Annotated in this window: 17 protein-coding genes; 1 reads left to right on the plus strand and 16 read right to left on the minus strand. The window is 71.7% G+C overall.

Annotation, left to right across the window (positions count from 1 at the left end):
* From AC3WXD_RS17195 to fliF, 8 genes are all read right to left on the minus strand, one after another.
* Positions 1 to 256: glycosyltransferase (locus AC3WXD_RS17195; protein ID WP_492324258.1), on the minus strand; the 256-nt coding region annotated here is incomplete at its 3' end.
* Between the two features lie 119 nt (positions 257 to 375).
* Positions 376 to 1032 (minus strand): DNA oxidative demethylase AlkB, encoded by a 657-nt coding sequence (alkB, locus tag AC3WXD_RS17200; protein WP_492324259.1) that lies wholly within the window; start codon positions 1030 to 1032, stop codon positions 376 to 378.
* A gap of 158 nt (positions 1033 to 1190) precedes the next feature.
* Positions 1191 to 2708, minus strand: a complete 1518-nt coding sequence (locus AC3WXD_RS17205) for a flagellar hook-length control protein FliK (RefSeq protein WP_492324260.1) — start codon at positions 2706 to 2708, stop codon at positions 1191 to 1193.
* 17 nt (positions 2709 to 2725) lie between these two features.
* Complete coding sequence (gene fliJ / locus AC3WXD_RS17210) at positions 2726 to 3181, minus strand: flagellar export protein FliJ (RefSeq protein ID WP_029044218.1); 456 nt, start codon at positions 3179 to 3181, stop codon at positions 2726 to 2728.
* Positions 3174 to 4658 carry a flagellar protein export ATPase FliI gene (gene fliI, locus AC3WXD_RS17215; protein ID WP_020205880.1) on the minus strand — a complete coding sequence of 495 codons (1485 nt, stop codon included), beginning with the start codon at positions 4656 to 4658 and terminating at the stop codon, positions 3174 to 3176. Before fliI ends, fliJ begins: the two co-directional genes overlap by 8 nt.
* Entirely contained in the window at positions 4651 to 5550 is a 900-nt protein-coding gene (fliH, locus tag AC3WXD_RS17220) for a flagellar assembly protein FliH (protein WP_492324261.1), read from the minus strand. The genes fliI and fliH overlap by 8 nt, the downstream gene beginning before the upstream one ends.
* Positions 5537 to 6529 (minus strand): flagellar motor switch protein FliG, encoded by a 993-nt coding sequence (gene fliG / locus AC3WXD_RS17225; RefSeq protein ID WP_029044219.1) that lies wholly within the window; start codon positions 6527 to 6529, stop codon positions 5537 to 5539. Before fliG ends, fliH begins: the two co-directional genes overlap by 14 nt.
* Positions 6519 to 8228 carry a flagellar basal-body MS-ring/collar protein FliF gene (gene fliF, locus AC3WXD_RS17230; protein ID WP_020205883.1) on the minus strand — a complete coding sequence of 570 codons (1710 nt, stop codon included), beginning with the start codon at positions 8226 to 8228 and terminating at the stop codon, positions 6519 to 6521. Before fliF ends, fliG begins: the two co-directional genes overlap by 11 nt.
* Positions 8229 to 8710: 482 nt before the next feature.
* Here fliF and fliE point away from each other — a divergent pair, with 482 nt between their 5' ends.
* Positions 8711 to 9040, plus strand: coding sequence for a flagellar hook-basal body complex protein FliE (fliE, locus tag AC3WXD_RS17235; protein ID WP_020205884.1), 330 nt, complete (start codon positions 8711 to 8713; stop codon positions 9038 to 9040).
* Between the two features lie 149 nt (positions 9041 to 9189).
* On the opposite strand, the gene AC3WXD_RS17240 is transcribed toward fliE, so the two are convergent.
* From AC3WXD_RS17240 to AC3WXD_RS17275, 8 genes are all read right to left on the minus strand, one after another.
* Positions 9190 to 9843, minus strand: coding sequence for an LbetaH domain-containing protein (locus AC3WXD_RS17240; RefSeq protein WP_059412385.1), 654 nt, complete (start codon positions 9841 to 9843; stop codon positions 9190 to 9192).
* A complete protein-coding gene (locus AC3WXD_RS17245; RefSeq protein ID WP_492324262.1) occupies positions 9834 to 10685 on the minus strand; it encodes an NAD-dependent epimerase/dehydratase family protein in 852 nt (283 codons plus the stop codon). Before AC3WXD_RS17245 ends, AC3WXD_RS17240 begins: the two co-directional genes overlap by 10 nt.
* Positions 10686 to 10714: 29 nt before the next feature.
* On the minus strand, positions 10715 to 11791 hold the full coding sequence (locus tag AC3WXD_RS17250) for an FkbM family methyltransferase (protein WP_492324263.1): 1077 nt from the start codon (positions 11789 to 11791) through the stop codon (positions 10715 to 10717).
* Between the two features lie 62 nt (positions 11792 to 11853).
* Entirely contained in the window at positions 11854 to 12399 is a 546-nt protein-coding gene (gene rfbC / locus AC3WXD_RS17255; protein ID WP_059412388.1) for a dTDP-4-dehydrorhamnose 3,5-epimerase, read from the minus strand.
* 10 nt (positions 12400 to 12409) lie between these two features.
* Positions 12410 to 13675 (minus strand): class I SAM-dependent methyltransferase, encoded by a 1266-nt coding sequence (locus AC3WXD_RS17260; protein ID WP_059412389.1) that lies wholly within the window; start codon positions 13673 to 13675, stop codon positions 12410 to 12412.
* Positions 13672 to 14736, minus strand: a complete 1065-nt coding sequence (gene rfbG / locus AC3WXD_RS17265; RefSeq protein WP_492324336.1) for a CDP-glucose 4,6-dehydratase — start codon at positions 14734 to 14736, stop codon at positions 13672 to 13674. The genes AC3WXD_RS17260 and rfbG overlap by 4 nt, the downstream gene beginning before the upstream one ends.
* Positions 14737 to 14786: 50 nt before the next feature.
* Positions 14787 to 15560 (minus strand): glucose-1-phosphate cytidylyltransferase, encoded by a 774-nt coding sequence (rfbF, locus tag AC3WXD_RS17270; protein WP_492324264.1) that lies wholly within the window; start codon positions 15558 to 15560, stop codon positions 14787 to 14789.
* Positions 15557 to 17782 (minus strand): O-linked N-acetylglucosamine transferase, SPINDLY family protein, encoded by a 2226-nt coding sequence (locus AC3WXD_RS17275; RefSeq protein WP_492324265.1) that lies wholly within the window; start codon positions 17780 to 17782, stop codon positions 15557 to 15559. The genes rfbF and AC3WXD_RS17275 overlap by 4 nt, the downstream gene beginning before the upstream one ends.
* Positions 17783 to 17784 lie beyond the last annotated feature (2 nt).

A 17784-nucleotide genomic window follows, 5' to 3' on the forward strand; every position in this document is an offset into this window, starting at 1 on the left:
GGGGGGGGGGGGGGGGGGGGGGGCCCGGGCCCTGCGCCAGCGCTTCGTTGCGGTTGTGGGCAAAGTCCACCCACGGCCGCTCGTGCAGTTCGCCGGGCAGGCCGTCCATGCACGCGCGCACCAGCGCCTGGGTGCCGTCGGTGGAGCCGGTGTCGACGATCGCCCAGCGGTCGATCCACGGCTTGACCGACGCGAGGCAGCGCGCGATCACGGGCGCCTCGTTCTTCACGATCATGTTCAGGCAGATGCGGGGCAATTCGGATGTCCTGTCGGGAGGGTCGGGAGCGCTGTCGGGAGATGCCGCTGCCGGGAGATGCCGGCGGCGCGAGCAGCATACGCGCAGTCGCGCGTTTTCGGCAATGGCGGCGGCGTCGGCTAGCGTGTCTTGCGCAACGTCAGGTTGATGCGCTCGCGCCCGGTCAGCGGGTGGTCGCCGTCGGCCAGCGGCGCGATGCCGTGGAAGGCCAGCCGCGCCGGGCCGCCCCACACCACCACGTCGCCGTGGGCCAGGCGCACGCGCTGGCACGGGTCGGCGCGCCGCAGGCCGCCGAACAGGAAGACCGCGGGCAGGCCCAGCGAGACCGAGACGATGGGCGCGCGCAGGTCGAGTTCGTCGCGGTCCTGGTGCAGGGACAGGCGCGTGCCGGGCAGGTAGCGGTTGAGCAGGCAGGCGTCCGGGCTGAACCCCGCGAAACCGGCCTCGGCGGCGGCCGCGCGCGCCAGCGCCAGGAAGCTGGCGGGCATCGGCGGCCACGGCGCGCCGCCGAGCGGGTCCGCCGGCTCGTAGCGGTAGCCGCTGGCGTCGGAGACCCAGCCGAACCGGCCGCAGTTGGTCATCGCCACCGACATGCGCTGCCCGCCCGGCGTGATCAGGTGGCGCCACGGCGCCCGCGCGGCGACCTCGCGCACGGCGGCGAGCAGCGCCTGCTCATGGGCGCGGGCAAAGCCGCGCAGGACGGTCGCGCCGGGCACGATCGGCTCGGCGTGGGGCGGGTCCAGCTGCGGCAGGGAATCGAAGAGATCGAAGGTCATGGTGGCCGGGGACGCAGGCGGCGGGCCTGCGCTCAAACCACATGGTAGGCGCGATCGCGCGCGCTGGCTCGCGCTGGCGCGCGACGGCGCGCGTGGTCCGCGATGGCCGCCGGCGGGCGGGGCGCTGGTGCGCGCCGGCCCGCCGTGCGCGGCCGGGATCACGCGAAGGTGTCGACCTCGCCGCGGGCCAGGGTGCGCGCGGGCGCGGCAACGGCGCCGGCCGGGGCCGGCTGGCTGCCCGCCGGCGCGCCGAAGGCGGTCTGCTGGCTGCCGGGCTGGCGCTGCTGCTGCGGCTGGCCGCTGCCGGGCTGGCCGGCAAAGCTGTCGGCGCCGACCGAGGCCTGGCCGAGCTGGATGCCGCTGTCGGCCATCGCGCTGCGCAGGTGCGGCAGCGCGGCTTCCACCGCCGCGCGCACGGCGGCGTGCGGGGAGACGAACTGCGCCTGCGCCTGGTCGTTGACCACGCTGAGCACGACCTTGAGCGGGCCGAGGTCGGGCGGGTTGAGCTGCAGCTCGGCGGTGTGGTTGCCCTGTGTCGACAGGCGCACCATCTGCTGGCTGAGCGCCTGCGGCCACTGGCCGTCGCCGACCGGCGGCGCCACCGGCAGCGAGGTCGCGGGCGACAGGCCGCTGCTGGTCGGCGCGGGGCCGGCGGCCATCGTGCCGGCGGCGGCCAGGGTGCTGGCCGCCGTGTCGGCGGGAGCCGCCTCGGTGGCGGCGGGCTCGGCCGCGCGCAGGGCGGCGGCGAACTGCGACGCGCTGGTCGGGGCGGCGGCCGCGGCGGTGTCGGCGGCGGGCGCCAGCGGGCTCCTGGCGCCGGTGGCTTCGCCAGGCTGGAGCGGCGCCTTGTGCTGCTGGCCGGCCGTGCCCTGCTGGCCGGCGGACTGGCCGCCGCCACTGGCGCCGCCGCCTTGCTGGCCGGCGATGGCGGTCTTGAGGCTGGCGGCCAGGTCGGGGCCGGCCTTGGCGGCATCGGCCGTGGCGGCGGTGGCGGGCCGGTCGGCGGCCTGTGTGGCGGCGGTGTGCTGCGGCACGGGCTGCAGCGCGGCGCGCTGGGACGCGATGGTGGCCAGCGTGTCGGCGGCGCTCGAGGCCGCCGCCGCGGCGTCGGCCGCGGCAGTGCCGGCGGCGGCGGCCGATGGCAGCGTGGGGTCCTTCAGGCCGGGCAGGCCGGCCTGCCCGCCGAGGGCGGCCGCGGCCACGCCGGGCAGGGCGCCATCGCCGGCCGTGGCCGGCGCGGCGGGCTGGGCCGGTTGCGCCGGCAGCAACACGGCCAGCGCGGCGGCGGCGGCCTGGGCAGCCGGGTTCACGGCCTGCGCGTCGGCCGCTTCGCCGTCCTTGTCGCCATCCTTGCCGCCGTTCCTGGCGCCGTCCTTGCCGCCCGGCCGCGCGGGCTTGCCGGCCACCGTATTGCCTTGCGTGCCCTGGGCGGCGCTGTTCTGCGCGGCGTTGCCGTTCTGGGCGTTCTGCGTGTTCTGCGTGTCCTGTGCCGGGGCGGCGGCCTGGCTGCCGGCGTTCCTGGTGCCATTGGCGCCATTGGCATTGCCGGCGCCGTCGTCGCGAGCGCGCGCCAGCGCGTCGCCGAAGCCCTGCTGCGCGGCGTCGGTGCTGCCGGCGCTGCGCGAGGCGGCCGCGCTGCTGGCGGTGTTGCTGACAATCTGGGTGATATCGATCATGGTCGGTGTCTGGCGGCTTAGCGGTGGCGGTCGGCGACTTGCAGGCGGGCGGCGCGCGCGGCGTATTCGTCGGTGTCGCGCTGCTCGCGGCGCGAGAGAGCTTGCTGCTCGCGCGTCTCGGCGCGGGTGATGAGGGTGTCGAACGAGTTCTGGCGGCGCTTCTGCTGCTGCCAGTTGGCGCGCCCGGCCAGCAGCTGCGCCTCGGCGCGCGCGAGCGCCTCGGTCTGCTGGCGGATGGCGGTGTCGAGCGAGGCCAGGAACTGGGCGAAGTCCTGCCAGCGCGTGGAGGTCATGCCGTCCTGCGCGATGGCCTGCATGCGCTCGCGGTATTCCTGCCGGTACTGGGTGAGCGCGGCAAGCTGCTGCTCGGCCTGGTTGCGCAGGCCCTGCAGCCGGCCCAGCTCGCGCGCGGCCGCATCCGTATCGTTCTGGGCCAGGTCGGCCAAGGTATTCAATGCAGATGGCTTAGCCATGTTCGCTCCGTTGGAAGATGCCGTGCAGCTGGCCGATCGAGGCGTCGTAGCCGGCGCGCTCGTGGATGTCCTGCTGGAGGAACGCTTCCATCTGCGGGTGCAGGTGGATGGCGAGGTCCAGTTCCGGATCGTTGCCGGGCACGTAGGCGCCCACGCTGATCAGGTCGCGGTTGCGCTGGTAGCGCGACATCAGCTGCTTGAAGCGCCGCACCGAGGCGAACTGCATCGGCTCGACCAGCGCCGTCATGGCGCGGCTGATGGAGGCTTCCACGTCGATGGCCGGATAGTGGCCCGACTCGGCCAGGCTGCGCGAGAGCACGATGTGGCCGTCGAGAATGGCGCGCGCGGAGTCGGCGATCGGGTCCTGCTGGTCGTCGCCCTCGGTCAGCACCGTGTAGAACGCGGTGATCGAGCCGCCGCCTTCGGGGCCGTTGCCGGTGCGCTCCACCAGCGTGGGCAGCTTGGCGAACACCGAGGGCGGATAGCCCTTGGTGGCGGGCGGCTCGCCGATGGCCAGGGCGATCTCGCGCTGGGCCATCGCGTAGCGCGTGAGCGAGTCCATGATGAGCAGCACGTGGCGGCCCTGGTCGCGGAAATACTCGGCCAGGCGCGTGGCGTAGGCGGCGCCCTGCATGCGCAGCAGCGGCGAGGTGTCGGCGGGCGCCGCCACCACCACCGAGCGCCGGCGGCCGTCCTCGCCGAGGATGTTCTCGATGAAGTCCTTCACTTCGCGGCCGCGCTCGCCGATCAGGCCGACCACGATGACCTCGGCGCTGGTGTAGCGCGCCATCATGCCCAGCAACACGCTCTTGCCCACGCCGGAGCCGGCGAACAGGCCCATGCGCTGGCCGCGGCCGACCGTGAGCATGCCGTTGATAGCGCGCACGCCCACGTCCAGCACGGTCTCGATCGGCGCGCGCTCGAGCGGGTTGATCTGGGTGCCGCCGAGCGTGACCTCGGTGGCGGCGCTGATGGGGCCGAGCCCGTCGAGCGGGCGGCCGGCGGCGTCGAGCACGCGGCCGAGCAGCCCTTCGCCGACCGGCAGGCGCTTGGAGCCGGGCTCGCGCGGGGCGGCGTCGCCGCTGGGGCGCGGCGTGGGTTCGAGCGGGTACACGCGCGCGCCGGGCACCAGGCCGACCACGTCGGACTGCGGCATCAGGTACAGGCGGTCGGCGCCGAAGCCGACCACTTCGGCCTCGGCCATGCGCGGGCCGGTGCCCTTGCCGCCGGGCGACTGGCCGCCGGGCAGCTCGATCAGGCAGTCGCTGCCGACCGGCATGCGCAGGCCCACGGCCTCCAGCACCAGGCCGGCGGCGCGCGTCAGGCGGCCGCAGCTGCGCTTGCTGTCGAGCTCGGCGAGGCCGGCCGAGGCGCTGGCCAGCGCGTCGCGCCAGCGCTGGCCGTGCAGGCCGGGCAGCGCGGGCGCGGCAGGCGCCGGCGCGGCGTGGTCGGGCTTGGCCGCGCTGTTGTCAGGCATGGGGCGGCTCCCACGGGTCGTCGCGGCCGAGCGCCTTGACCACGCGGTTCCAGCGCGTGGACAGCGTGGCGTCGAGTTCGCCGCTGGCGGCGCTGGCCACGCAGCCGCCCCGCGCCACCGCGGGTTCGGCGCGCACGTTCCAGCCGGCGGCTTCGAGCTCGCCGGCCAGGTGGGTTTCCACCAGCGCCACGTCTTCGGGGTTGAGCAGCAGGCAGGGCGAGCCGGACAGCGCCGGCTCGGCGGCCAGCAGCTCGCGCACGGCCGGCAGCAGCACCGCGGGATCGGCCGCCACGGTCTGCTGCACCAGCTGGCGCGCCACGTCGAGCGCCAGCGCGATCAGGGTCTGGGCCACTTCCTCGTCCACGCGGCCGAGCGCGTGGCTGAAGGTGGCGGCCAGCTCCTGCAGGCGGCCGGCTTCGGCGCGCGCGCTTTCCAGGCCGCGCGCATAACCCTCGCGGTGGCCGTCGCCGTAGCCCTGGGTCTGGCCCTGGGTATAACCCTGGGCGTAGCCCTCCTTGCGCGCGCCTTCGCGCATGGCGTCGAGCGCGGCGAAGTCGATCGGGGGCGGGGCCGGCTCGAACGGCATGAACGCCGACGGCTCCGGCTCGGCGTCGCGCGGGTCGAGCGACACCATCTGCCAGCGCTGCCAGCCGCTTTTCTGCGGGGTGCGGCCGCCCGGCGGGGCGAAGCTGGTGAATTCGTTCTGGCCGCCCTGGTTGCCTTGATTGCCCTGGCCATTCTGGCGCGGGCCGCCGCGGCCGCCCGCGCGGCGGCCATCGCCGCCGTCGCCGCCGCCGCTGTTGCTGCCCTGGCGGTCGCCGCGGGCATTCGTGTAGGCCGGGTCCGCGGCATAACCGCGGAACTGGCCGAGGGCACGTTCAGACGTAGGCATCGTCGCCACCACCGATTACAACTTCGCCGGCTTCGGCCAGGCGGCGCACCACCTGGAGGATGTTCTTCTGTTCGGCCTCGACCTGCGAGACCCGTACCGGGCCCAGCGCCTCGAGGTCTTCGCGCAGCATTTCGCCGGCGCGGGTAGACATGTTGCGGATGAACTTGTCGCGCAGTTCCACCGGCGCGCCCTTGAGCGCGACGATGAGCGATTCGGTGGCCACTTCCTTGAGCACGCGCTGGATGCCGCGGTCGTCCACTTCCATCAGGTTCTCGAACAGGAACATCTCGTCGATGATCTTCTGGGCGAGGTCGCCGTCGTGCAGGCGCACGCCTTCGATGACCGCTTCCTCGTGGGCCGTGCTCATCAGGTTGATGATCTCGGCCGCGGTGCGCACGCCGCCCATGCGGCTGCGCTTGAGGCTCTGGCCCGCCAGCAGCTTGGTCAGCACGTCGGTCAGCTCCTGCAGCGCGCCCGGCTGCACGCCGCCGAAGGTGGCGATGCGCAGGATCACGTCGTTGCGCAGGCGGTCCGTGAACATGCCGAGGATCTCGGACGACTTCTGGCGGTCCAGGTGGATCAGGATGGTGGCGATGATCTGCGGATGCTCGTCGCGGATCAGCTCGGCCACCGAGGTGGAATCCATCCAGTTCAGCGAGTCGATGCCGCTGCCCGGGTCGCGCGATTCCAGGATGTCCTCGATCACCGACAGCGCGCGTTCCTCGCCCAGCGCCTTGTTCAGCACGCTGCGGATGAAGGTGCTCGAGTCCACGTCCAGCGCCATGTACTGCTCGGTCTCGGAGCGGAACTCGGCCAGCACCTCGGCCATCTGCTCGCGCGTCACCGAGGTGAGCGCCGCCATCGCCTGGCCCAGGGCCTGCACCTGCGGCGGTCCGAGATGCTTGAAGACCTCGGCCGCGGCGTCTTCCCCGAGCGACATCATCAGGATGGCGCTCTTCTGCAACCCTTCATCGTTCATCTTTGGACATCCAGTTCTTGATCACGCTGGCGACCAGGCGCGGGTCGCGCTGCGCAGCGTCGCGCACCAGGGCGAGATCGCTTTCGTATTTGGCGGCAAGCCGCAGGACTTCCGGATTGGACGGCTCTTCGGCGGGCAGCAGCACGGCCTGCTCTTCGGCGGTCTTCTCCTGTGGCGGCGGCAGCGGCGGCGCGGTGTACTTGCGCAGCACCGGGCGGGCGATCTTGAACCACACGAACGCGGCCAGCAGGGCCAGCATCAGGTAGCCGGCCACGGTCTTGGCCAGCGCGATCATGTCCGGCTGCTTCCACAGCGGCAGTTCGGGCTTGATGTCGACCTCGGCGGTGAACGGGCTGTTGACCACGTTGAGCGAGTCGCCGCGCTCGGCGGAGAAGCCCATCGCTTCCTTGGTCAGGTTCTCGATCTGGGTGAGCTGCGTGGCGGGCAGCGCCTCGGCCACCATCTTGCCGTTGGCGCCGGCCTTCTGGCGGTAGTTGACCACCACCGCCACCGACAGGCGCTTCACGCCGCCCGGGGCCTGCTGCACGTGGCGCACGGTGCGGTCGAGCTCGTAGTTGGTGGTGGAGTCCTTGCGGTTGCTGCTCGGGCCGGTCTGGGCCGTGCTGGTGGCGCCGGTCTGAGCCGGCTGCCCGGCCTGGCCCTGCTGGCCGGGCTGCTGGCCCGGCTGGTTGGGCTGGCCGGGGCGCGGCGGCTGGGCCGTGGCGATCGGCGCGGTGGCGGGCGCGGGCGGCTGGTTGGACAGCGCGCCGGGCACGCCGCCGACGGGCGCGGCGCCCTGCTGGCTCGATTCGCTCGACTGCTGGCTGCGGATGGCCGCGCGGGTCGGGTCCTGGTTGGGCTTGAACGACTCGTCGGTGTGCTCGACGATGGCGAAGTCCACGTCGGCCGTGACCTGCGCCTTGACGTTGTCCTGGCCGACCAGCGGCGCCAGGATGGCTTCCACGCGCTGCGCGTAGTTGCGCTCCAGCGCCTGCACGTACTTGATCTGGCTGGCGTCGAGCATGCGCTCGTTGGTGCCGTTGCCCGACAGCAGGTTGCCGTGCTGGTCGACGATGGAGATCGACTTGGGCGTGAGTTCCGGCACGCTGGACGACACCAGGTAGCTGATCGCCGCGACCTGGCCGTCGTCGATGGCGCGGCCCGGGTAGAGCTGCAGCACCACCGAGGCGGTCGGCTTCTGGCGCTCGCGCACGAACAGCGTGGGCTTGGGGATGGCCAGGTGCACGCGCGCGGACTGCACCGCGCCGATCGACTCGATCGAGCGCGCCAGCTCGCCTTCCAGGCCGCGCTGGTAGTTGACCTGCTCGGCGAACTGACTGATGCCGAACTTCTGCGAGTCCATCAGCTCCATGCCGGTGGTGCCGCTCTTGGGCAGGCCCTGGGAAGCCAGGCGCAGGCGGGTCTCGTGGACCTTGTCGGACGGCACCATGACCGCACCGCCGCCCTCGGCGAACTTGTACGGCACGTTCATCTGCTGCAGGGAGGCGATGACGGCACCGCCGTCGCGCTCGGACAGGTTGCTGTAGAGCACCTTGTAGTCCGGCGCGCGCGACCACAGCACGCCCACCGCGATGGCCGCGGCAAGCGCCGCGGCACCCAGCATCATGGGCAGGCGCGGATTGGCCTTGAGGCGCTCGAACAGCTCGGATTTGCCCGACAGGGCGGCCACGGCGTTCATGCGCGCGCCCCGGTCATGGCCAGGATGGGCAGGGCCGGATGGCGGGCGGCGCTCTGGCTGCCCTGTCCACCCCGGCTGGCCTGGAGCATCCCGGCTACGGCATGGCTAAGATCACGCTGCTGACAAAACACGCGTACTCCCCGCGATAGTTGATCAAGATTCGGGTCCCGGAGCGGGCGCGGCAACGCGGCAGCGCCCCAGATCCGGCACGGTATCGATCATCGTCCAGGCGCGGTGCCGACAATCACGGGAATAAGCCTCGTTTTCCACCCGATTTCCCGCAATGGGCCGCCCGGCGGGGCAGGTACGCTTCGGGGGCTGGCACAGGTGGCGTGCGCGGATGCGGTCTTGCGGCATGCGCGCGCACCCCGGCGGATTTGCCGGCAGCGGCGCGGGGAGGGTCCGGCGCCATGTTCAACGACTTGACTCTTTGCGGGACCGGCTTGCCCCGAGCGGGCGCGGCGGGTTCCGAGCGGATCGCCATGACTACCATCTCTTCCATCGACGGCATGCTGCAGCAGTTGCGCGGGCTGGCCCAGAGCGCCACCGGCACGCAAAGCCAGGCCACCACGGCCGCGGCCGCCGGCCCGGGCAGCTTCGCCAGCGAACTGCAGCGCTCGCTGGCGCGCGTCAGCGCCGTGCAGGAACACGCCTACGGCCAGGCCGACGCCTTCGAGCTGGGCAAGCCCGGCGTGTCGCTCAACGACGTGATGATCGACATGCAGAAGGCCAACGTGTCGTTTCAGACCGCCGTGCAGGTGCGCAACCGGCTGGCCGGCGCCTACCAGGAAATCATGAGCATGACGGTGTAACGGCCGCCGGGCCGGCGGCGCCGGTCCTGGATGGTTCGTTTGCCGGAAGAAGACCTCCGTTCGCGGGCGCGGGCGGGGGTTTTCGCGTTTTTTGGGCGGGGGCTGGCGAATGCCGCCGTGCCGGATTTCCCGGCGCCGCGGCCTTTGCCTTATATCCGGAAATACTCCGCCGCGCCCGGCTCGCGGGCCGGCTTGCACACCAGATCGCCGCCGTGCCCGGCATACACGAGGCAATGCCCGGGCGTGTCGCGGTTGACCACGCTCACGCCCTGGGCGATGACCGAGCCGTCGCCCACGTGGCTGCGGCCGATGATGGCGGTGTTGGGATACATCACCACGCCGTCGCCGATCACCGGCGCCACGCCGTGGTTCTTGCCGACCGTGGAGTTCTGGTACAGCACCAGATAATTGCCGTAGGTCGCCTTTGCCAGCACGATGCCGACCGAGTGGCCGATGAAGAAGACTTCCGGCAGCTCGACCTCGTAGAACATGTCGATGCCGTTGAGCGCCTTGTTCAGCAGGAACAGCCGCGTGCAGGCCTGCGCGTTGCCTTCGTTGCGCCAGATGGTGTTGGCCAGGTAATAGAGATACTGGCAGTACTGGCTCGAATGCAGGTAGTTGAAGCGTCCGGGCTGCCACATGCGCACGGCGGCGATGCAGCGCTCGAGCCGGGCCAGCGCTTCGGGCTGGTGGCGGGCGATCACGGGCAGCAGGGCGTCGGCCTTGCCGTCCGGCACCAGCGCGGCCACCTGGGCGCAGGTATAGGCCGCCAGGCTCTGCGGGGTCTGGTCGATCAGTTCCACGTTCGGATTCCTTGCAGGTGAGCGGCCACTACGTCGCGCACGTCGCGCGGCGCCACGCCCAGCGCGCGCAGACGCGCCACGCTGCACACCGCGGCCGGCTGGGGCCGGGTGGCGCGGGCCAGCTCGATCTGCCAGCCGGCGCGGTTGAACACTTCGGCCAGTTCGCCGTTGGAGACGTTGGCGCCGCTGGCCACGTTGAAGATGCCTTGCGCGCCCTGCGCGGACATGGCGGCCAGCGCCTGGACCACGTCGTCGAGATGGATGTAGTCGCGCACGAAGGCGGCGTCGCTGTCGAGGCGGAACGCGCGCTCGGCGGCGGCGCGCTGCAGCCATTCCGAGAGGAAGCCCGGCGCGCCGGCGCACCAGTCGAACACGCACGACAGGCGCGCCACGGCGGTGCGCCGCGGCGCCAGCGTGAGGCACAGGTTCTCGCCCAGCGCCTTGGACAGGTCGTAGAGGTGGCGCGGGTTGGCCGGCTGCAGCGTGAGCGCGCCGGCTTCGTCGCCCACCGGCAGCGCGGAACTGTCATACAGGCGGGTCGAGGACAGGTAGATCAGGTGGTCCCAGCGGCCCGCGCGCAGCAGCGCCGCCAGCAGGCCGACGTGGGCTTCCACCGTGTCGAACGGGCGCGCGGCGAAATCGGCGGTCAGGCCCGCGCAGTAGAACACGCGGCCGAGGTCGCGCTCGAACAGGCCGGCGTCGTCGCGGCGCGGCACGTAGACTTCATGCCCGGCGTGGCGCAGCGCGCGCACCAGGCGCTGGCCGACGAAGCCGGCTCCGCCGATCACGGTGCACGGCGCGGCGGGGCCGCCGGGTGTGGAGGCGCTCACGTCGTTGCTCACGTCATCGCTCGCGTCGTCGCCCACGCCGCTCACGACAGCGGGTGGTGCAGCGCCGGGTCGCGGTGCCACAGCAGCTTGGGGCTGACGTGGTGGCAGACCGAGAAGTCCGCGCCCTGCAGCAGCGCCGGGTCCTTGACCGCGACCATGTTGAAGCCGTGCGCCGGGCCTTCCAGGTAGACCTCGTCGACCGGGATCAGCTCGATCGGGCGGCCGGCCATGTCCACGTTGGAGTTGAAGTCGCGCACCGCGAACACGCTGTAGCCGAAGCCTTGCAGCATGCGGATGATCTCGGCGTTTTCCAGGCCGTTGCTCCAGTCCACGTAGTGGCGGTGCACCTCGAACACGATGTTGGGCGCGTCCGGGGCCGGGCGCGACAACTGGTTCTTCGCGCCCTTGAACACGTCGAGCTCGGCGCCCTCGATGTCCAGCATGATGAGGCTGAGCTTGTCGAGCTTCTGCTGCGCGCAGTAGTCGTCGATGGTGATGGTGGCGAAGCTGCTGTCGTCGGTGGCGGTGCTGGCCTCGGCGCGCTCGGCGTGGGCGAACGAGTCGTTGCCGACCAGGCGCAGCTGCGTGCTGCTGTCGGACCACAGGCCCAGGCGCCAGCTCTTGATGTTCTCCACCGCGTTAAGCTTCGCGTTGTTGCGCAGCATGCCGAGCTGGTCGGCATTGGGCTCGAAGGCGTGGCAGGTGCCGCCGGCGGCGGCCAGCTGCCGGGCCATCAGGATCACCTGGTCGCCGAAGTAGGCGCCGCCCACCACCGCGTTGCCGCCGCGCTGGCACAGCTTGACCAGCAGCTTGGTGGTCTGCGGCTCCCACACGTGGTCGGGCTGCGCCGGCGTGCTCATGAGGAAGTCGCGCGCGATCTTGGTGCGGTAGAGGAATTCGAACACGGTGCCGTCGGCCAGCGTCTTGCGCAGGCGCGAGTCGTCGTCGTACATGGCGTCGACGATGGGGCCGGTGATGTCGTCGCGCACGCTGCCCGCGTAGCCGGACAGGTCGGCCTCGATGGACTTGCACAGGGCGACCAGCCGGTCGCGCGCGGCCTCGCTGTTGCCAACTTCGCGCAGGGCTTGGGACAGTTTCTGCAAGGTGTCGGTACTCATGGATTGGCTCCGAAGTTTGGCTTGTTGGTCGGTGACCGGTTGAATGCGGTATGGATGAGGGTTCAGTACGCGCGGGCCGCCGCCAGGCGCGGCAGCGCCATGTCCTTGGCGGAGACGAGCCGGGACGCGCACGGCGGCCAGGCGATGCCGGTCTCCGGGTCGTCCCAGCGCACGCCGCCGCTGTGCGCGGGCGCGAACGGCACGGTCATCTGGTAGAAGACCTCGGACAGCTCGGTCAGGGTCTGGAAGCCGTGCGCCACGCCGCGCGGGATGTAGAGCGCGCGCTGGTTGTGCGCCGACAGCTCCACCGAGAACCACTGGCGGTAGCTGGCCGAATAGGGCCGCAGGTCCAGCAGCGCGTCGAACACCGCGCCGGTGGTGACGCGCACCAGCTTGTCCTCGCCGGCGGGCTCGTATTGCAGGTGCATGCCGCGCACGATGCCCGCGCGCGTGTTGCGCGACACGCTCTGCTGCACGAAGCGGCCGTTGAGCCCGCGCTCGGCGAAGGCGTCCACGCACACGGTGCGGGCGAAGAAGCCGCGCTCGTCGGCGAGCGGCTCCGGGTCCACCAGCCAGGCGCCCTCGATGGGAGTCGGCGTGAAGATCATGGCAGCTCCGTCATGGCAGCACCGCGGTTTCCGGGATGGCCACCACGAAGCGCCCGCCCCACTCGCGGATGCCGGCCATCTGCGCCATCACCTCGTCCTTGATGTTCCACGGCAGGATCAGCAGGTAGTCGGGGCGGTCGCCGAAGACGTGCTCGGGCGCCACCACCGGGATGCGCGTGCCGGGCAGCAGGCGGCCCTGCTTGGTGGGGTTGCGGTCCACCACGTAGTCGATGAAGTCGGTGCCCGCGCCGCAGTAGTTGAGCAGCGTGTTGCCCTTGGCCGCGGCGCCGTAGGCGGCAATGCGCCTGCCGGCGTTGCGCGCCTCGATCAGGAAGGACAGCAGGTCGCGCTTGGCCTTGCGCACGCGCTCGGCGAAGCCCGCGTAGAGCGCCGTGCTGGTCAGGCCGGCGGCGTGCTCCTCGGCCAGCGCGGCGGCGACCGCCGGCGTGGCGGCGTGGGCCGCGCCCGCGTGGCAGGCGAACACGCGCAGGCTGCCGCCGTGGGTGGGCAGGTGCTCGACGTCGAACACGCGCAGGCCGGCCCGGGCGAAGACGGGCTGCAGCGCCGCCAGCGACAGGTAGGAGTAGTGCTCGTGGTACAGCGTGTCGAACTGGTTCTGCTCGATCAGGCGCAGCAGGTGCGGAAATTCCAGCGTGATCACGCCCTGCGGCTTGAGCACCACCGGCATGCCGCCGACGAAGTCGTTGATGTCCGGCACGTGCGCCAGCACGTTGTTGCCCAGCAGCAGGTCGACCTGCCAGCCTTCCTCGCGCAGGGCGCGCGCGCTGGCCGTGCCGAAGAACAGCTCGCGGCTGTCCACGCCCCTGGCGCGCGCCGCGGCGGCGGTGTTGGCGGTGGGCTCCACGCCCAGGCACGGCACGCCGGCCTGCACGAAATACTGCAGCAGGTAGCCGTCGTTGCTGGCCAGCTCCATCACGCGGCTGCCGGCGCCAAGGCCGAAGCGCGCGGTCATGGCGCCGACGTAGCGGCGCGCGTGCTCGAGCCAGGACGACGAATACGAGGAGAAATACACGTAGTCGTCGTGGAAATGGGTTTCCGCCGGCGTGGCGTCGCGCAGCTGGACCAGCCAGCAGTGCTCGCACACCATCGCGTGCAGCGGGTAGAAGGTCTCGGCGCGGGCCGCGTCGCCGGCCTTGATGAAGGCGTTGGAGACCGGCGAGAGGCCGAGGTCGACCACGGTTTGCGCCAGCGGCGCGCCGCAGGCGCGGCAGGGCGCCTGCGTGGCGGCGTGGTTGGCTTGGACAGCGTCTGTCATACGCGGAATTGATCGATTTGTCGTTCGGTCACGGCGCGGGCCGCGGCGGGGTCCGCCTGCACGGCGCGATACCAGTGGGCGGTGGCGGCCAGCGCCTGGTCGAGCGCCCAGCGCGGCTGCCAGCCGAGCATGTCCCTGGCCAGGGACGAGTCCAGGTGCAGGTTGCGCGCTTCGTGCGGCGCGCCGGCGCCGGTGTCGGCCAGTTGCCAGCGCAGTTCGGGCCAGTGCCGTTCGAGCGCGGTCAGCACCGCGCCCACGGCCAGGTTGTCCGATGCCTGCGGGCCGAAGTTGAAGGCCCGCGCGAGGGCCGGCTCGCCGCCCATCAGCCGCGCGCCCAGCAGCAGGTAGCCGTTCAGCGCCTCCAGCACGTGCTGCCACGGGCGCGTGGCGTGCGGGTTGCGGATCTCCAGCACGCCGCCGGCGGCGGCCGCGCGCGCGGCGTCGGGCACCAGGCGGTTGTCCGCCCAGTCGCCGCCGCCGATCACGTTGCCGGCGCGCGCGGTGGCCACCAGCACGCCGCGCTCGGCCAGGAAGGCATTGCGGTAGCTGGCGGCGACCAGCTCGGCCGCGGCCTTGCTGGCGCTGTAGGGGTCGTGGCCGCCGAGCGGGTCGGTCTCGCGGTAGCCCCAGACCCACTCCTTGTTGTCGTAGCACTTGTCGGTGGTGATCACCACCACCGCGCGCACGCCCGGGCACTGGCGCACGGCGTCGAGCAGGTTGACGGTGCCCATCACGTTGGTGGCCCAGTTGGCCACCGGGTCGTGGTAGCCGGCGCCGACCAGCGGCTGCGCCGCGAGGTGGAACACGATTTCCGGCTGCGCGTCCCGCAGCGCGCGGGCCAGCGTATCGGCCTCGCGGATGTCGGCCAGGTGGTGGCCGTGCAGCGTGTCGGCCACGCCCGCGGCGGTAAACAGGCCGGCCGGCTGCTCCGGCGGCAGCGCGTAGCCGCTCACGCGCGCGCCCAGGCGCGCCAGCCACACCGCCAGCCAGGCGCCCTTGAAGCCGGTGTGCCCGGTCAGGAAGACGCGGCGGCCCGCGTAGTGGCCGAGCCTGTCCGCCATCGGGTTCGTCGCGCTCATCGCGCTCATCGCGCTCATCGCGCCCGCCGTGCTCACCACGTCTTCCACGGGGCCGCGCCCGACTGCCACAACTGCTCGAGCATGTTTTTCTCGCGCAGGGTATCCATCGGCTGCCAGAAGCCCTGGTGCTCGAAGGCCAGCAGGTGCCCGCGCGTGGCGAGCTCTTCCATCGGGCCTTGTTCCCAGCTGGTCTTGTCGTCGCAGATCAGGTCGATCACCTCGGGCTGCAGCACGAAGAAGCCGCCGTTGATCCAGGCGCCGTCGCCGCGCGGCTTCTCGGCGAAGCCGGCCACCATGCCCTCGCTGGTGCGCTCCAGCGCGCCGTAGCGCCCGGGTGGCTGCACCGCGGCCACCGTGGCCCAGCGGCCGTGGTTGCGGTGGAAGGCGATCTCGGCGGTGAGGTCGATGTCGGACACGCCGTCGCCGTAGGTGAAGCAGAACGGCTCGCCCGGCGTGAGGTAGTCGCGCACGCGGCGCAGGCGCCCGCCGGTCTGCGATTCCTCGCCGGTGTCGACCAGCGTCACGCGCCACGGCTCGGCCTTGCGGCAGTGCACGTCCATGCGGTTTTCCGACATGTCGAAGGTTACGTCCGACATGTGCAGGAAGTAGTTGGCGAAGTACTCCTTGATGACGTAGCCCTTGTAGCCCAGGCAGATGACGAAGTCGTTGATGCCGTGCGCGGCGTACATCTTCATGATGTGCCACAGGATCGGCTTGCCGCCGACCTCGATCATGGGCTTGGGCCGCAGGTGCGACTCTTCGGAAATGCGGGTACCCAGCCCGCCCGCCAGGATGACGGCTTTCATGCGGCTTTCTCCAACACCTGGATGCCCAGGATCTCGTGGGTGGAAGGACGGCCCTGGCTGTCGATCAGCGCCAGGTCCAGGCCGAACTGCTGCCGCAGGATCTCGGCCAGCGGTGTCTTGTCGTGCCCGCCCGCTTCCATGCGGGCGCTGAGCAGCCGGTACAGCGGCAGGTGGTACGGGCGCAGGTTGACGGCTTCCATCAGCAGCTCCAGCGCGCGCTCGTGGTCGCCGGTGCGCTGCGCCATCTCGCCGAGCGCGAAGGCGATCAGCCAGTGCTTGCTCCACTTGGCCGACATGTTCTCCAGCAGGCTGTTCAGCTCGATGTGGCGGCCTTCTTCCAGCAGCATCCCGATGGTCAGCACGAGGTGCTCCATCGGATGCCAGGCGCCGGCGCAGAACACGCCGTCCTGCGCGCGCGGCGCCAGGTGGCCGACGTCGCGGTGCCGGCCGACCAGCTCCGCGAGCTGGTCCTCGAACCAGCGCGTGAAGCCGGCCGCGTCGAAGATCGCGCTTTTCTCGAAGCGGTGGCGCAGGCTCAGGCGCAGGGCGTTGAGCTGTTCGGCGTCGGCGGCCAGCTGCGCGGCCATCGTCACGTAGTCCGCCTCGGTCTCGCAGATCAGGCCGTCGAGCCCCACCGCGTGCAGGAACGGCGCCGACACCCGCGTGTGGAACGCCGGGCCGGCCAGCGTCACCAGCGGCACGCCCATCCACAGCGTGTCGCAGGTGGTGGTGCCGCCGGTCACGGGCGAGGTGTCCAGCGCGATGTCGATGTCGTGGTAGGTCAGGTACTGGTTCTTGCCCTCGCGCGGGATGCAGGTCACGCGCTGCGGATCGATGCCGGCCTGCGCCATGCGCGCGAGCAGCGGCTCGCGCACGCTGTCCTTGTCCAGCTCGGCGGCTTCCACCAGCAGGCGGCTGCCGGGCACGCGCGCCAGCACCGCGCTCCACAGGCGCAGGGTGCGGCCGGTGATCTTGCCGAGGTTGTTGCACGAGCCGAAGGTGATGAAGCCGTTGCGCAGCGCGGGCGTCTCGCGCACCTGGTATTGCGGCTGGTAGGCCAGCAGCGGGCTGTGCACCAGCGGCTGGTAGGCGGCGAACACCGGCGCGCGCAGCAGGTTCTCGGTGTAGTGCGCCTCGAAGCCGGCCGGATCGCCGGTCCAGTCGGTGACGCGGTGGTGGATGGCCGGGATGCCGGTGCTGCCCGGATAGCCGAGCCAGGTGACCTGCACCGGCGCCAGGCCGTGGACCATGTATTGCAGCGGCGGCGTGCCGGTGTAGCCGCCGAGGTCGATCAGCGCGTCGAGGTGTTCGTCGCGCACGGCCTGCACGACGTCGGCGTCGCTCTTGTTGGCCAGTTGCACGAAGCGGTCCGAATAGATCTCGAGCTTGTGCGTGATCTGGTCGCGGTACGCGTGCAGGCCGAGCAGCACGACCTCGAAGCGCGCGCGGTCCAGGTTGGCCAGGAACGGCACCAGGAAGTAGGCGCAGGCGTGGCGGTACAGGTCGTTCGACAGGATGCCCAGGCGGATGCGGCCGCCGGCCGCCGGCGCGGGCGTGCGCGCCGCGCCGGGGATCGGCTTGGCGGCCAGCAGGCGGGCGAAGCCCTGCGCCTCGGCCAGCAGGTCGGCGGCGGTGGTCTGTTCGCGGAACAGCATCAGGAACAGCAGGTTGGTGCGGATGCTGCGGTTCTCGGGCTCGATCCGGGCAGCCTTGCGCAGGATGCCGACGGCTTCCTCGGCGTTGCCGGTGTCCCGCAGGTCGTTGGCGTAGTTGGCCAGCACGGAGGCGTTGTCCGGCGCCAGCGCCAGCGCCTTGACCGAGGCCTCGAGGGCCTGCGCGTGCAGGCCGAGCACGCGCAGGACGATGGCGTAGTTGGCCCAGCCGCCCAGCGACTGCGGGTGCCGCGCCACGCAGGTCTCGAGCTGCTCGCGCGCTTCCTGCAGGCGGCCCATCTTGTTCAGGATGCGCCCGCGCATGGTCATCAGGTCGGGGTTGTCCGGCGCCACCGCCAGCCCCTTGGCGATCCACTGGTAGGCCTCTTCGTCATGGTGCTGCGCCAGGTGCGCGAAGGCCAGCCAATAGTAGGGCTGCGGCAGTCCGGGGTCGAGCTTGCGGGCCTTGGCCGCATGTTCGATCGCCTCCTGGTAGCGGCCGGCGAAATAGCTCGCGTCGGCCTTCTGGATGTGCTGGTTGGCCTTGGGGGTGGCGAGGGTTTTCTTCATGG

The organism is Cupriavidus sp. FW216-B1 (assembly GCF_058789195.1).